General features: G+C 38.4%; 15 protein-coding genes and 1 rRNA gene. 4 read left to right on the top strand and 12 right to left on the bottom strand.

Annotated features, from left to right (window positions below; genetic code table 11):
* A 16S ribosomal RNA gene (locus VIG73_RS04475) occupies positions 1–77 on the bottom strand; the annotation flags it as partial.
* A gap of 846 nt (positions 78–923) precedes the next feature.
* Between VIG73_RS04475 and pdaB the strand changes: the two genes are divergently transcribed.
* Positions 924–1,682, top strand: a complete 759-nt coding sequence (gene pdaB, locus VIG73_RS04470) for a polysaccharide deacetylase family sporulation protein PdaB (RefSeq protein WP_331639367.1) — start codon at positions 924–926, stop codon at positions 1,680–1,682.
* A gap of 85 nt (positions 1,683–1,767) precedes the next feature.
* Here pdaB and VIG73_RS04465 read toward each other — a convergent pair whose 3' ends face one another.
* Positions 1,768–2,475 (bottom strand): KinB-signaling pathway activation protein, encoded by a 708-nt coding sequence (locus tag VIG73_RS04465; protein ID WP_331639365.1) that lies wholly within the window; start codon positions 2,473–2,475, stop codon positions 1,768–1,770.
* A gap of 145 nt (positions 2,476–2,620) precedes the next feature.
* Between VIG73_RS04465 and gerD the strand changes: the two genes are divergently transcribed.
* A complete protein-coding gene (gerD, locus tag VIG73_RS04460; RefSeq protein WP_331639363.1) occupies positions 2,621–3,238 on the top strand; it encodes a spore germination lipoprotein GerD in 618 nt (205 codons plus the stop codon).
* A 47-nt stretch (positions 3,239–3,285) separates the two neighbouring features.
* Here the strand turns inward: gerD and VIG73_RS04455 are convergent, their stop codons facing one another.
* Positions 3,286–4,344, bottom strand: coding sequence for an Mrp/NBP35 family ATP-binding protein (locus VIG73_RS04455; RefSeq protein WP_331639361.1), 1,059 nt, complete (start codon positions 4,342–4,344; stop codon positions 3,286–3,288).
* A gap of 147 nt (positions 4,345–4,491) precedes the next feature.
* Positions 4,492–5,211, bottom strand: coding sequence for an N-acetylmuramoyl-L-alanine amidase CwlD (gene cwlD, locus VIG73_RS04450; RefSeq protein WP_331639359.1), 720 nt, complete (start codon positions 5,209–5,211; stop codon positions 4,492–4,494).
* Positions 5,212–5,385: 174 nt separating this feature from the next.
* Between cwlD and VIG73_RS04445 the strand changes: the two genes are divergently transcribed.
* Both VIG73_RS04445 and VIG73_RS04440 read left to right on the top strand, forming a co-directional pair.
* Positions 5,386–6,366 (top strand): arsenic resistance protein, encoded by a 981-nt coding sequence (locus VIG73_RS04445; protein ID WP_331639357.1) that lies wholly within the window; start codon positions 5,386–5,388, stop codon positions 6,364–6,366.
* Between the two features lie 986 nt (positions 6,367–7,352).
* A complete protein-coding gene (locus tag VIG73_RS04440) occupies positions 7,353–8,432 on the top strand; it encodes an AI-2E family transporter (protein WP_331639355.1) in 1,080 nt (359 codons plus the stop codon).
* Between the two features lie 34 nt (positions 8,433–8,466).
* Here VIG73_RS04440 and moaA read toward each other — a convergent pair whose 3' ends face one another.
* From moaA to VIG73_RS04400, 8 genes are all read right to left on the bottom strand, one after another.
* Positions 8,467–9,513: a GTP 3',8-cyclase MoaA gene (gene moaA, locus VIG73_RS04435; protein WP_414648367.1), complete on the bottom strand. Its 1,047-nt coding sequence runs from the start codon at positions 9,511–9,513 to the stop codon at positions 8,467–8,469.
* Positions 9,513–9,746: a molybdopterin converting factor subunit 1 gene (gene moaD, locus VIG73_RS04430; protein ID WP_331639353.1), complete on the bottom strand. Its 234-nt coding sequence runs from the start codon at positions 9,744–9,746 to the stop codon at positions 9,513–9,515. The genes moaA and moaD overlap by 1 nt, the downstream gene beginning before the upstream one ends.
* Entirely contained in the window at positions 9,739–10,224 is a 486-nt protein-coding gene (locus tag VIG73_RS04425) for a molybdenum cofactor biosynthesis protein MoaE (protein WP_414648366.1), read from the bottom strand. The genes moaD and VIG73_RS04425 overlap by 8 nt, the downstream gene beginning before the upstream one ends.
* Positions 10,191–10,697: a molybdopterin-guanine dinucleotide biosynthesis protein B gene (gene mobB / locus VIG73_RS04420; RefSeq protein ID WP_331639378.1), complete on the bottom strand. Its 507-nt coding sequence runs from the start codon at positions 10,695–10,697 to the stop codon at positions 10,191–10,193. The genes VIG73_RS04425 and mobB overlap by 34 nt, the downstream gene beginning before the upstream one ends.
* Entirely contained in the window at positions 10,694–11,950 is a 1,257-nt protein-coding gene (gene glp, locus VIG73_RS04415) for a gephyrin-like molybdotransferase Glp (RefSeq protein ID WP_331639351.1), read from the bottom strand. The genes mobB and glp overlap by 4 nt, the downstream gene beginning before the upstream one ends.
* Before the next feature lie 67 nt (positions 11,951–12,017).
* A complete protein-coding gene (locus tag VIG73_RS04410) occupies positions 12,018–13,037 on the bottom strand; it encodes a ThiF family adenylyltransferase (RefSeq protein ID WP_331639349.1) in 1,020 nt (339 codons plus the stop codon).
* A 57-nt stretch (positions 13,038–13,094) separates the two neighbouring features.
* A complete protein-coding gene (locus VIG73_RS04405; RefSeq protein WP_331639347.1) occupies positions 13,095–14,591 on the bottom strand; it encodes a nitrate/nitrite transporter in 1,497 nt (498 codons plus the stop codon).
* A 37-nt stretch (positions 14,592–14,628) separates the two neighbouring features.
* A complete protein-coding gene (locus VIG73_RS04400; protein WP_331639345.1) occupies positions 14,629–15,171 on the bottom strand; it encodes a hemerythrin domain-containing protein in 543 nt (180 codons plus the stop codon).
* Positions 15,172–15,178: the final 7 nt, after the last annotated feature.

Raw genomic sequence — 15,178 nt, 5'->3', positions numbered from 1 at the left:
TGCTTCCCGCGCTCGACTTGCATGTATTAGGCACGCCGCCAGCGTTCGTCCTGAGCCAAGATCAAACTCTCCAAAAAAGAGTTATATTTAAACGAAATTCGTTTAATGTTTATCTTAGCAAAATTACTTTAAGAAAAACGAGATTGTTTTTCTTGACATACTGGTTGTTCTGTTCAGTTTTCAAGGATCAATTTTTGAAGTGTGTCGTTTTTGACGACTTTTATAATATAACATATTCGCAATTTGTTTGTCAACACTTTTTTAAACTTTTTTTCGTTTCAAACGTGTTGAAGCGACAACAAAAACTAATATACCATGAATAAAATGTTTATGCAACATAAAATTAATATTTTTATTTATTTTTTTGTCAGGTTTTAATGAAATGATTAATAAACCGTGACGAAAGGCTCTGAGATATGGTCTCTGAAGTAGATCATAGTCACCCATTCCCCGACCTAAAGAGACTATATAACACTTTAAACATAATTTCAACGACATGTTTATCTCCGTGGCGTTTCTAAGACTCCCGCTTGGAAGGAGAAGGCAGGCTAAAAGCGCCACATCCTGTAGCAAAGCCTGGGACTGCGACCGAAAAGCGTTTGCACTCGCACGTCCTGTGCCGCACAGGCTAAGTCCGCGATGTCCTGTCGCAACACCTCCACTAGTACGTTCCGTATGTCGAAGTTAAGTGCCACCTATCTTCGACATAAGTGGGATTCAGGTTCGATTGGAGTAAAATCTCCATCTGAACCAAGTCTACTTTATATTAATGCATTAACTACGTATCACCTTGCACCCTTACGCCCAGTTTGGAATGAAAATCTTCTCGCCAAAAACGATAAAAGAAAGACGAGCATAAAATGTCATTTCCACACGTATATATACATTAAGAAATAAGCTTGTCTATATAAGGGGGCAATGACATGGGCCATTTCTATGTTTGGCGATTGGATAAGTGGAAATATGTTGGAGTGCTTTTTTTAATTACATTTGTATTAGGAATACTCCTATATACAACTCAAGGGAATTTACTCTTTGTTTTCTCTAATCAGGAAACAGCAGTTTTAGTTAAAGGGAATGACCAAGAATCGGATATTGCTTTAACATTTAATATTAGTTGGGGAGAAGAAAGAGCCCATCATATATTAGAAGAACTTAAAAACCATCAGGTGCGTGCCACCTTCTTCGTGAGTGGTGAATGGGCAGAAAGACATCCGGATATTGTAAAGAAAATCGTTGAAGATGAACATGAAGTCGGTATGCTCGGGTATCGTTATAAAAGCTATATCGAACAGGATATTACTCAAGTACGAAAAGATCTTAATTATGCCAAAGATATCTTTAAAAAGCTCGAGCTTCCTGATATAAATTTATTACGTACACCAAATGGACATTTTAATGAAGAGGTCATTGATTTAGCAGAAAAGCTTGATTTAAAAGTGGCACATTGGAATGTCAATCCACATGATTGGAAGAACCCGGGTGTGGATCAAATTGTCGATACAGTGATGAAGGAAACATCTAATGGTGATATTATATTGCTTCATGCTTCAGACTCTGTCAAACAAACACGAGATGCATTAAAAACGATTTTACCTGGATTAAAGAATAAGGGGTTTTCATTTGTAACGATTTCGGAAATGATGAATCAAGCTAAGGCCAAGGCGAAGCTTGTAGAGTGAGAAAAAAACATATAACTGGCAATGGCGGAAACAAGTGAGAAGATAAAAGCCACTTATGTTCAAATGAAAAAAACCTGATACAATATCAGGATTTTTTTCGTTTTTTATTATTTTTCTTTTCACTTTGCTTCTCATTCTTTTCTTTAGCTGCCGCTTCCTCTTTTTTCAGCGCTACTTGACGACGTCTCTCTTCACTCGCTTTTATTTTTTCTGGTTCTTGCAAACGATGAAGCATTAAAATTTGATAAGTATTACCGAGTAAGAGTGGGACGATCATTAACCACTTATATTCACTACCATCTGTTCTTAATCCAGGTACCCATTCAAGTGTCGTCATAACGACCATTAAAAATAAAGTCGGAATAAATGCAGATTTGTTCGTTTCCTTCGCTTTTATCGTAGCAACGATAAGACCAATGAATAAAATAGCTAATCCTACAACAATATGATGACCTAATGATTGACCGTTCTCTCCTATATATGGAAAGTAAATTAAATCGAATAAGACAAAAGCAATGAGCACAATTTGTACAGGTCCCCAAAACGAACGGAATAGTCCTAAACCAAAACGATTAATAAATAAATAAGCAAAGAATCCTGTCTGGCTCACAACTGTAAAGACTAAGCCTAAACCGATGAAAAACAATACAACCCCTGTTAATTCTTTCATATCTAAGGGGTTTAAATACTGTTTATATTGATCAGCTCTGACAAAGAAACTCGTAATCAGTCCTGCGAGTCCCCCAAATATTAATGTTTGCAAAAACATCTTCACAACATTTCTACTACCCAATCTCATATCCTCCTACCGACGCGCTCAAGTTATAATGAACTATCTTTTCGTATTTTAACATGAACGCTCTATTTTTTCCTTATAAAGTGCATATTTTTTTCTTTCAAATCCATATTAAAAACAGATAGATGGGAGGTTTTCATACATGTGGCGTTCGATTCATCTTATATTATTTATATGTATACTTTTTCTATCTTTAACAGGATGTGCCGGAGATCAAGCGGCAAAAGAATCGAATTATGATACGACAAAAAAGATGGTTATTGATATTTTGCAAACTGAGGAAGGTAAGAAGGCTCTTTCTGAAATGATGGCAGAAGATAAAATGAAAGAGAAGCTCGTTATGGATTCCGATATCGTTAATAAAGCAGTAAATAACGCATTAGCTTCTGAAAAAGGAAAAAAGGTGTGGGAAAAACTGTTTGAGGACCCAGCCTTTGTAAAAAGTTATGCTGAATCAATGAACGATAGCTTAAAAAAGTTGATGAAAGACTTGATGAAAGATGCTGCATTCCAAAAACAAATGATTGAACTACTCCAAAACCCCGAAATGGAAGCACAATTATTAAAGGTTATGCGTAGCCAAAAGTATAATGAGCATTTAGAAGCCTCCATCCAAAAAACGTTCGATTCACCACTATTCCAGGCAAAAATCCAAGAAATCCTACTTAAAGCGGCAGAAAAACAAGGATCGGCTGGTAAAAAAGGTGGTGGCGGAGGAGAAGGTGGCGACGGAGGTGGTGGAGATGGAGGCGGCCAATAAAGGAAAAGCCATTTCTCTCAACAATGATGAGAGAAATGGCTTAAATACTAGTCTTCCATTTGTGCAATGACTTTTGCGGCGATGCGGCGATATTCTTGTCCAAGTGGATGGTCTTCTTGATAGACAGAAGGTGCAAAGACATCTTCTTCTTCATAAGGTTGCATAAGTGGTAGACGACCAATCACTTTCGTTTTAAGAACTTCCGCTAATTTATCTCCACCGCCTTGGCCAAAGACATATTCTTTTTCGCCTGTTTTTTGGCTTTGATAATAAGCCATATTTTCCACAACACCTAAAATTTCATGGTCTGTTTGAAGAGCCATTTGTCCAGCACGTGCGGCAACGAATGCGGCAGATGGGTGTGGAATTGTGACGATAATCTCTCGGCTAGATGGTAATAATTCATGAACATCTAAGGCAATATCACCAGTGCCAGGTGGTAAGTCTAGAAGTAAGTAATCTAACTCTCCCCACTCTACCTCTGTGAAAAAGCTTGTCAACATTTTACCGAGCATTGGTCCACGCCAAATAATTGGTGAGTTATCTTCTACAAAAAAGCCCATTGAAATGACTTTTACACCAAATCGTTCCACTGGAATAATTTTGTTTCCACGGACAACGGGACGCTTATCAATTCCCATCATATCTGGCACACTAAAGCCATAAATATCGGCATCAATAATCCCGACTTTTTTACCTAAGCGCATTAATGAAACAGCAAGGTTAACCGTGACGGTAGATTTCCCAACGCCACCCTTTCCACTTGCAATCGAGATAAACTTCGTATCATGGCTGCCACCGAGTAAGGATGCTTCCTTCTCTTTATTAGCTGTCGGTTGAAACTTTTGAATCACGTCATCTGGTAACTGTTCAAAGCGAAGACCGACTGTTTTAGCGCCATTTCTTTTCAGAATAGCAACGACTTCTTGCTGTAGCTGCATCTGCTCACCAGTATTTATTTTACCAATCGCGAGCTTGACACTGACATGATTGCGTTCTTGTTTTATATTAACATCGACGATTCCATTCGTTTCTTCAAACGTTTTATGTAAAAACGGATCTTTTATCGGTTTAAGTAATTCAAGGACCTCTTCTTTAGTTAACACCACAGACACCTTCCCTATTGACATATATTTTTTACTAGCTCAAAGAAATTGAGTGTGTTTCATCAATCACGAAAACATATTCATCTGTTAGTATAACATATAATAGATAAAATCTAAGTGATTTGAATCATAGGAAAAACGTGGTGCTCAGTCCTCTTCTTCTACCTCTTCTGTTACAAATCGTAAGATCCCTTCATATATACTGTTAGCCATTTGCAATTGATATTCTTCTTGTTTAAGTAATTCGCGTTCATCCTCATTTGACAAAAAGCCAATTTCCACTAAAGCTCCGGGTATTTCAGCTTCTTTCAATAAATAGACGCTATTAATTGTTAACACTTGTCGATTCGTGTTTTGCAAATTTTGAATGATTTCTTCTTGAATCATTTTTGCCAAATGACCGCTTTCTTCATACTTGGGATAATAAAATGTTTGGGCACCTCGCCATTTACCAGATGGCATCGCATTTAAATGTATCGTAAGGAAAAAATCAGCGTTTTTATCATGAATCATCGCTAAACGTCGCCTTATATCTTGTGACTTCCGCCTTGATAAACCCTTAAGATTTGAATCAGCAAGATCCTCATCTGTCTCTCTTGTTAAATAGACGAGGGCACCCGCCTGTTGTAAATAATCTCGAAGCTGTTTCACAACCTGTAGTGTAATGTCCTTTTCTTTTGTCCCATCTCTTCCCTCTGCTCCACCATCCGGACCACCATGACCCGCGTCTAAGACAATCTTCTTACCTGTAAGGGGCAATGACCATGTTTTCCACATCGAATTTAATGGCTGGAGTGGATAACGAATCAAATAAATAAGTAATATGAGGCCAAATATCCAAACTAGACGTTTCATCCATCGCTTCATTATACAACGCTCCCTAACAAATCTACTCTGTTGTTAGTTTATGGGTTAAAGACAAGACTTATGACAGCATGTCTCATAACAAAAGCAGTTTGTTTGACAGTTAACATCTTGTAGGCTTTAATGTCACTTATATACATGATGGGGTATTAAGGAATATAACAAGGGGGATATTTAGTGAAAAAGTTTTATCGTTTTCCACAAAAGCATCTGATACTAAGTGTTCCGATTATATTAGTATTAGGGTTTATCATTGGGACTCTTGTCGACACATCATTTTTAAGGCCGACGATTTTAATAGCGACAATGGTTATGATTTATGCAACAATGGTTGGACTTGATTTCAATGAACTTAAATCATTAAAAGGATCACGAACGCTTATCATATCCATTATCATTAATTTTATCGTCATCCCACTGGTTGCTTACGGAATTGGGGTGACATTTCTGAAAGAGAGGCCAATTATGTTTGCTGGTCTTGCATTATCTGCTCTGCTTCCAACGAGTGGTATGACGATTTCGTGGACGATGTTACAGCGTGGAAATGTGACACTCGCAGTAAAGCTAACAATTTTCGGACTACTTTTAGGTTCTTTATTAGCTCCATGGTATCTATTAATCATGGTCGGTCAATTTATTGATATTAATATATGGGCGACCGTACGAACCATCTTATTAATTGTATTTGTCCCAATGATTCTAGGACAAATAACGTATAAGCTAATTCTAAGGAAAACGTCGGTGCAGTATTTTAAAAAACATATTAAACCAAATTTTGCACCATTAAGTGTTTGGGGGATGCTTTATGTTGTTTTTGTGAGTATTAGTATGCGAGCCAAGATGATTGTATCGAATTTAGAACTTATATTAATCGCTCTGGTCGTCTTAATCCTTTTTTACGGCATAAACTATTTAATTAGTACAACCATTGCGGTAAAATGGCTTAATCGTGAAGATGGCATTGCCCTTGTCAATGGGACCGTTTTACGTAATCTATCTATTTCAATTGGATTAGCTGCTACTACTTTTGGTGCTGAAGCAGCACTAATTGTCACATTAGCCTTTATCGTTCAGCAGCAAAGCATCACATACTATAGTCGTGTTTCCAAAAAGTTTTGGTTTAAAGAAGAGCATCCCGCATGGAAAGAAGCACTATAGCAGGATGTGAGTGACTTTATAATTTGTAGTGCTCATAAGTGAAGATTTTACAAATTGTAAAAAAGTTGTCTGTTGTCAAAAACAGTCTAATTGGAGAAGCGCTCCAAAGCAGTTGACATACACAGACTCCTCGTCGGCTAAGTACGGCCACGTCCTGGGGTCTGTTGGGTAGAGCACTTTACTCCATGCGAACTCAAGGAAAAGATCCCATCCGCGCAACTAGGGTGTCCTGTCCGTCGCGGGAAAAAGAGTATCGGTGAGACCCCAGAGTGCGTTAGCACATAACTGAAAAGAGCAATACGCGTTGAACTTTCATTATTACAAAAAGCGCAGTGCTTACAGGAAGAGATGCTCATGATGACATGCATTTACTCTTCAATGCGGTGTCTCGTCAGGATTTTCAACCGCGAGAGGCTGCATTGAAACTTCAATGCGTTGTCTCATCAGGATTTTCAACCGCGAGAGGCTGTGTTGAACCTCCAATGCGCTGTCTCGTCAGGATTTTCAACGGCGAGAGGCTGCATTGAGGCTTCAATGCGCTGTCTCGTCAGGATTTTCAACCGCGAGAGGCTGCATTGAAACTTCAATGCGGTGTCTCATCAGGATTTTCAACCGCGAGAGGCTGCATTGAGGCTTCAATGCGCTGTCTCATCAGGATTTTCAACCACGAGAGGCTGCATTGGGGCTTCAATGCGTTGTCTCGTTAGGCTTTTCAACCGCGAGAGGCTGTGTTGCATGCGTTAGCACGAGGTCGATGACAATCGTCACGTCCTGTGACGTCATCGACACTACCATGTCCTGTGCGTTGGAGCTCACCAGCCGCCGAGTAAAATCGAAGTATCTTTCCGAAGCGGTATATATGATCTTGGTTTGGATTTTTCTTTGATAAAATACTTGTACCAGCCCCGTATTTATTATAAATTTTGTCGACAGCCTTCTTTCTGAAGCGTATACTAAGGATGATGCTAAGAAATGGAGGGTGTGTGATGACACGAAAGCTTTGGTTTCAAGTTGCCGTAGGTGTATTACTGAGCCTACTCATCATTAAATACTTTACAGAGGTTAAGTGGATTCTGTCACCACTACTCATTATCGCAAAAGCCATCTTCGTTCCATTATTAATAGCGGGAATCTTCTTCTATATATCTGTCCCTTTACAAACCATTCTAGAAAATCGCAAGGTACCACGATGGGGCAGTATTTCAATTATCCTGTTAATTTTGGTTATTGGCATATGGTTTATAGTTTCAATTATCGGGCCACCTGTGGCCAAGCAGGTTGATCATTTAATTAAAAATACCCCTGCCATCGTAACGGAAATAAATCAATTAGCTGACCGCCTCTTAGAACGTCGAGGTGAATTGCCAGAGAGTATCCAAGAAACAATTAATGAAAAACTTAATTCTTTACATATTCTTGCGTTTGATTTTGGAAAGTGGATGATTCAACTCTTTCAATCACTGATACAAGCGACATTTATTTTAATTCTTGTTCCTTTTTTCCTTATTTATATGTTAAAGGATCATGAAAAATTTAAACCACTTATCCTTAAGTTTTTCAGTGGCGATACAAAAAACTGGGTACAAAAAACAGTGGATGATATCGATACCGTTCTTAAAACATATATCCAAGGGCAAATCTTAATCAGTTCTCTTTTATCAATTATGTTATTCATTGGCTATTCTATTATAGGTCTCAAATACGCTCTGTTACTAGCGATTTTTGCTTTTTTCATGAATGTTATTCCATTTATTGGACCATGGATTGCCTTTGTGCCTGCTCTTGTTATCGGGTTTCTACAAGAGCCATCGATGGTCATTTGGGTATCTTTAATTACACTCATTGCCCAACAAACTGATGCAAACTTAATTACACCAAATATAATGGGCCGATCATTAGATATTCATCCATTGACCGTCATTGCGTTATTATTGGCCGCTGGCAACATTGCTGGATTCTTAGGTGTTTTACTTGCCATTCCAACATATGCCGTTCTGAAAGCTGTTGCTAAAAATATATACGAAAGAAGACAAGCAATTAAAATCGCTGCCAATCGTGAAGTATAAAAAAACTCCCCAAACCATGAAAAGGGGAGTTTTTTTAACCGCCGATATAACTCATATTTATTTTTTTACGTTTCGCTGTCTGTTCTGTCCGTTCATCAGAATAACGATCTTGTCTATTCTGCCATACTTGAATGATTCTTTCTTTTATCGCATCATCTGAAAGTCTAGAGCGAAGTAGATGACGTAAATCAAAACCACTATTAGCAAATAAACACGTATACAATTTACCATCAGATGATAGTCGTGCTCTCGTACAGCTCGAACAAAATGACTCTGAAACCGATGTAATAAAGCCAACTTCAGCACCATTATCTGTATAACGGTAACGTTTAGCCACTTCTCCAAAATAATCGGGGTCTACAGGCTCTAAGGAAAAATGCTCCGTCAATTTATTGTAGATTTCTTTTTTCGTCACGACCTTATCAAAACACCAGCCGTTATCATTGCCAACATCCATAAATTCAATAAATCTTAATGTTATCCCACGCTCTTTGAAATATTGTGCCATTGGAATAATTTCCGCTTCATTTACACCTTTTTCAACAACCATGTTCACCTTTATAGTAAAGCCAATCTGTTTAGCAAAATCAATATTACTTAAAATAAGATCTGGTTTAATCCCACGGCCATTGATTCTACCAAATAATTCAGGATCTAATGCATCTAAACTCATATTTAAGCGCCGTAATCCCGCTTCATACAGTGCTTTCCCATGACGCTTCAATAATAATCCATTTGTCGTCAATCCGATATCTTCAATACCAGGAATATCATGTAATCGGCTGATTAGTTCTGGTAAATGCTGACGGAGTAACGGTTCTCCACCAGTTAGACGAAGTTTCTTCACGCCAAGAGATGCAAAAATACGTGCAAGGCGCTCGATTTCGGTAAATGATAATAATTCATCCTTTGGCATGAAGGCGTAATCATCTCCGAATATTTCTTTAGGCATACAGTACGTACAACGAAAATTACAACGATCCGTAACTGATATACGAAGATCGTGAATCGGACGCCCTAATTTATCGACAATCGCTTCCATCGTTTCCACCCCTTTCTTATCATTAAATCCATATTTCATTAACCGCCACTAACTGGTGGAATGATGGCACAGACATCCCCAGATTTAACAATATCATCTAACATCGCATACTCTTCATTGATTGCTACTTGCATACCTGTTTGATCAAATGCTGGGTAAGATGATTCAATCCATTCAAGTAATTGTTTCACTTTTAAGTTCTCTACCTTTAACGTCTCTTCGCCTTTTCCTACCATTTCCCTAGCAACAGCAAAATAAATGACTTTAATCATTTTTTACCTCTCCTTGTTCGGGATATTTTTTCTGAGCGCCAATCCATTGTTCACCGGTTTCCCATATTTCTTTTTTCCAAATCGGTACAACTTCTTTAATACGGTCAATAGCATATTCGTTAGCTTCATATGCTGCTTTACGGTGTGGAGATGACACGGCGATAAGAACTGCTATATCAGATATGTGTAATTCTCCAATGCGATGGACGATTGCCACTTTAATGCCAGGCCATTTTTTCTCCATTTCGGCGCCAATTTCGGCCATTTTTTTCTCTGCCATTGGCACATACGCTTCATACGATAAATATAATGTACGAACACCATGTGTCCACTCACGTACGTGACCAGTAAAGACTGTAACAGCACCTTGATGTGGATGAAGAACATAATCAATATACGGTTGAACATCAATTGGCTCTGTTACAATTTCAAATGGCTTTTTCATTAACGTTCCACTCCCATCCAACTTAACAACCATTGATCCAACTCTTCCTCGTTATTTCGCGAGGAGATTTGTGTAAAAGGTATTGTTTCATGTGATAAACCGACAACTAATTCTATTGTCTGTAATTGTTTTAGCGTCTCCCAGTCAGCTGCTTCTTTCACTAAAACAACTTTAGGACCCATTTCTTCTTTAAAACCTTCAATTAATAATACATCAGGTCTGTCAATGGTAGCTAGTTGTTTTAAGCGCTGAAAATCAGGTGACTCATTTAACATCATTTGTACAGCCCCGCCACCAGAAACAATCGATAAATCAGCCCCATTATTAAAAAACTTCATCGAATCTGTGTTAGCATCTGGCATTTTGAGTTTACCGTGTTTGCCATGATGTCCATGTTGTTTGATAACCGAAACAGAATAACCATTCTGTTTCAAGAGACGTACCCAACGCGAAACTAATGTCGTTTTACCGCTATTTTTAAAGCCTACGACATGTAATGTTTTCATAGTCGCCACACACTCTCTCCTTGTTCAGAACCTAAGAGCAAGATATCAACTCGGCAACCTTTCGTATATCCTTCTGAACCGCTCGGTAAGACGATGAGACAATTCCCACGTGCAATTGAAGAGACCGCATTCGATTTATTAAAACCAGCTGGTCTCGCCATAACGCCTTCATCCGTCATTTCCCATATTCCGCGAATAAAGCGCGTAAATGGATTCGTTTTTGTAAAGTCTTCTCCTAATGTCGCATGCATATGTGGCAAAAACAGTTCCGTACTTCCCATCAGACGTTGAATGGCTGGACGAGTATATAATTCAAATCCTGTGAAACAAGCAGACGGATTTCCCGATAGACCGAATAATAGTTTATCATCTAACAGAGCAACCGTTGTCACACTTCCAGGTCGCATCATCACTTTATCAAACAAAACTTTTGCACCGATTCGTTCATAAATCGCTGGTAAATAGTCATAATCACCTACAGACACACCACCCGTTGTGATAAGGAAGTCTGTCTCTTCTAGTGCTTTTTCCACAATACGGACACATGCATCCAGATCATCTTCCATCATCCCATATGACTTACTTTCAATCCCCATGCGGTCTAATTGGGCCTTTATCATGGGGCCATTAGAGTTGCGTATTTTACCAGGTTCTAATGGATCGGTTACATCTAATAATTCTGTCCCGGTAGCAAGAATGCCTGCAACAGGTTGTTTAGCAACTTTCACTTCAGCATAACCAAATGTTGCTAGTAGTGCGATTGTTCCAGGGTGAATCTTCGTCCCTGCTTCAATTAATACTTCGCCTTCCTTAGCATCCTCTCCTTTAAAGGATACATTATCTCCGGCTTTTAAAGGCTTCATGATTTGGAATCCTTCAGATGTTTCAATCGTATTTTCAAGCATGACAATGGCGTCTGCTGAATCAGGTAAAAGGGCGCCTGTCATAATCCGATAGGCTTCATTTTCTCCGATTGGTTGATCTCCAATATGTCCTGCGCCGATTTCTCCAATGACACGAAATGACACGGGGTGTTGTAGTGAAGCTTGAGAAGAATCTTGTGCTCGAATCGCATAACCGTCATATGCCGAACGGTCGAAAGGTGGTACATGATGTGTGGCAATGATTGGCTTACTTAAAACACGACCATACGCCTTATCAAGGTCTACCTTTTCTTCCTCTAAAGGTGTCACATGTTCTAATACACGCTCAATCGCTTCTGATACAGGTATTGGCTCTCTTAATTTTACCATGATAGATCCCCCTTATAACCTTCTTTATACTAAATCACATTATATCATGTCTCTATATAGAATAAATTCACCCAAATAATTGATGATACAGTTTTCTTCCTTCTGAAATTTCCTTTAAACCATGAATTAACATACGACCATTTTGAAATAAAATACAGCGATAATCATCCATATAAAACTCAATAAAAAAATCAGTCAGACGATATTCGATCCCTAATCGTTTGGCAACTTTTTCTCCATCGGACATTGTAATATGTCGTGATGGGTCTGGAGTCACCTGTACCGTATCTCGGCCACATAATACGACATAATTCGTTCCTTCTTGTTTTGTTAAGGCAGGGTATGTCGGATGCTCAGAACATGTCGGACAGGCTTTGTTTTTTATACGAGAAATGCCCGCTTCTACAAACGAATTATTCCAAATATCAAAGTGTAATAGCTTTGTTCTCATCGTTTCCTTATTTCCGGTTAACCATTTCAATGCTTCGGCACATTGATTAGAAGCAACAATTTGTGCAGCAGGTGCAATGATTCCCGCCGTATCACATGTTTGACTGACAGACGGAAGAACAGGTAATAAACACCGGAAACAGGCTGTATTCGATGGAACAAATGGAAATACAACACCCGTACTTTGAACACATGCTCCATAAATCCAAGGTATCCCATACTTCCAAGCGACATCATTAATTAACAGACGTGTCTCAAAATTATCAGTCGCATCAATGATCAGATCCGCATCTACAATCAATTGTTCTAATAATGGTCCGTCGACATGATCTAGGACTGTCCGGATTTTGGCGTCTTCTCGTATCTTTTCTAAATGCTGTTTTGCAGCAACCACTTTCGGGGTTCCTTCCAATGCATCCTGTTCTGTAAATAATTGCTGGCGTTGCAAATTTGACATATCAACATAATCACGATCTGCAATCGTTAGTTTTCCGACACCTGCTCGAACAAGCATCTCAGAAGTTGTTGTGCCTAAAGCCCCACAGCCGATGATAACGACGTGGGAGGATGCTAATCTTTCTTGCCCTTTTTCGCCAATCGGTTTAAATAGTATTTGGCGTGAGTATCTATCCTTCATGACATACCCTTCCTTTCAAAACATGATGAAGACCCGATCATTAAGACCGGGCATATGTCATACTTTTTCGTCTGTTATATCACTAAACGTCCCTACGTAACGAACAATATCACCAGAATCATCAAACACCGTACTAATCGTTAATAACTCTAAATAAATATCGCCGTTTTTCTTCCGATTCCATATTTGACCTTGCCATTCACCTTTTTCCTGAATTGTATGCCACATCTGTTCATAAAATGCAGAGTCATGTTCTCCAGAACTAAGCATATTAGGATTTTTTCCTAATACATCACTTTCATTATAACCCGTTAAGTCAGTAAATGCAGGGTTAACAGACATAATTTTTCCTTTAGCATTTGTTACTAAGATACCTTGACCTGTATGATCAAAGACTTCTTTTGACAAAGTCAGCTCATCCATATAGTAAAGCCATAGGACTAAGACTAAGCTGACTAATGATACTTGAGAAAAGGCCATAAAGCCGATAGAGTATGATTCTGTGATTGAATAGATCACCGCTAGTAATAGTGGTGGGAAGAATCCGCCTAAGCCACCCATCATAGATACGATACCATTGACAATTCCTGCTTGTTTATTAAAATAAAATGGAACCAATTTAAATATAACACCATTTCCTAATCCAGCTGTTATAGCAATTAACATGACACCTACTGTATATAGTACAAGTGAAGGTGAAAAAGCTAGAATAATAGACCCGATTGTTAAGCCCGCAAAGACACCCATCAAAATGATTAACGGCTGAAACTTATCACCGAGCCACCCACCTATCGGGCGCAGAAGTGTCGCTACAATAATAAACCCAGCTGTTCGAATTCCAGCATCTACCTTTCCAAGCTCAAAGAAATCGACTAGGAAGTTCGGTAAAAACACAGTGAAAGCTACGAAAGAACCGAATGTAATAAAGTAGAATAAAGAGAAGAACCATAGTTTCTCATTTTTATAAACACCTTTGATTTGTTCGATTATCGGTGTCTTCACTTTCGGTTCGTGGCGATCACCGAAGATAAAGTTTAAAAGAGCAAAAATAATTAATAGAATAAGATAAAGTTGAACGGTCGTAACCCAGCCAACTTGTGTCGCAATCACTGGTGCTGCAAATGTTGTAACGGCTGTTCCTACGTTCCCCATGCCGTAGATACCGTTAATTAATCCATGTTTCTCTTTTGGGTAATACTTAGGCAAAGATGTAACTCCAACAGAGAATACAGCACCACCAATACCAAGAAATGTTCCCCCAATAATTAAATCCGTTAATGTAGATGCCTTACTAATATAAAATACAGGAAATAACAAGATGACAAAGCTCGTAAGAAAGATTAGTCTTGCTCCAAAAATATTGGCATAATATCCGAGTGGAATTCGAAGTACAGATCCTAATACGACTGGTACAGCAGTCACGATGGCAATTTTCTCTGGTGGAATATCGATATCCGCACGAATAAATGGCAATAAAGATGAAATTAACACCCAAACCATAAAACCGACAACTAAATTGGCTGTTTGTAAAGGTAATTGTATTTTTTTCTTCATCATCATCAGTCCATTTCAATCATAGTTTTAAATCAACTTAAATCAAGTCCCGCAAGCTCAATATCGGTGTATAAAGCTGATTCATTAATTTGTCTTGTTCTTCTTTATTAAGCATATCCCTAACCATCGGAAATACGATGGACTGTTCTTTTACAAAGTGAATCGTAATGATTTCAAATGCTTCTCCTGCATCTTGAACAAGCTGTTTCATGTCTTGCAATCTAAGGTCTTGTAAACTCTCACGTGAATGATGTAGAAAATGATTTAAATAAGCATCAATTTCTTCATGTTCTTCTTCAACGGCTAAAATCGGCCCCTGCTCATTACCAATATACTTAGCAATAGCAGGAAATAAATATGCTTCCTCCTTTTCCATATGATTTTTTAAAGGCTCCATAAATTGAATAATCTGCTGACGTAACTCTTTTACTGCTTGACGTCCTTCTTTTACTGAATATTGATTTCGTTCAAAACCGAGGACAATCGGATGCCACTGATTCATAACATAGGTTAAATATTGATGTTCATTTTCCAAGAGCCTTAATATAGGTAGATTAAAGGTAAACGTCGCCTGACTCATCTAATCA

This window comes from Cerasibacillus sp. (assembly GCF_036516575.1).
Taxonomy (GTDB): Bacteria; Bacillota; Bacilli; order Bacillales; family Amphibacillaceae; genus Cerasibacillus.
The sequence above is the reverse complement of the archived record's forward strand: the minus strand, read 5'-3'. Positions and strand labels throughout refer to the sequence as shown.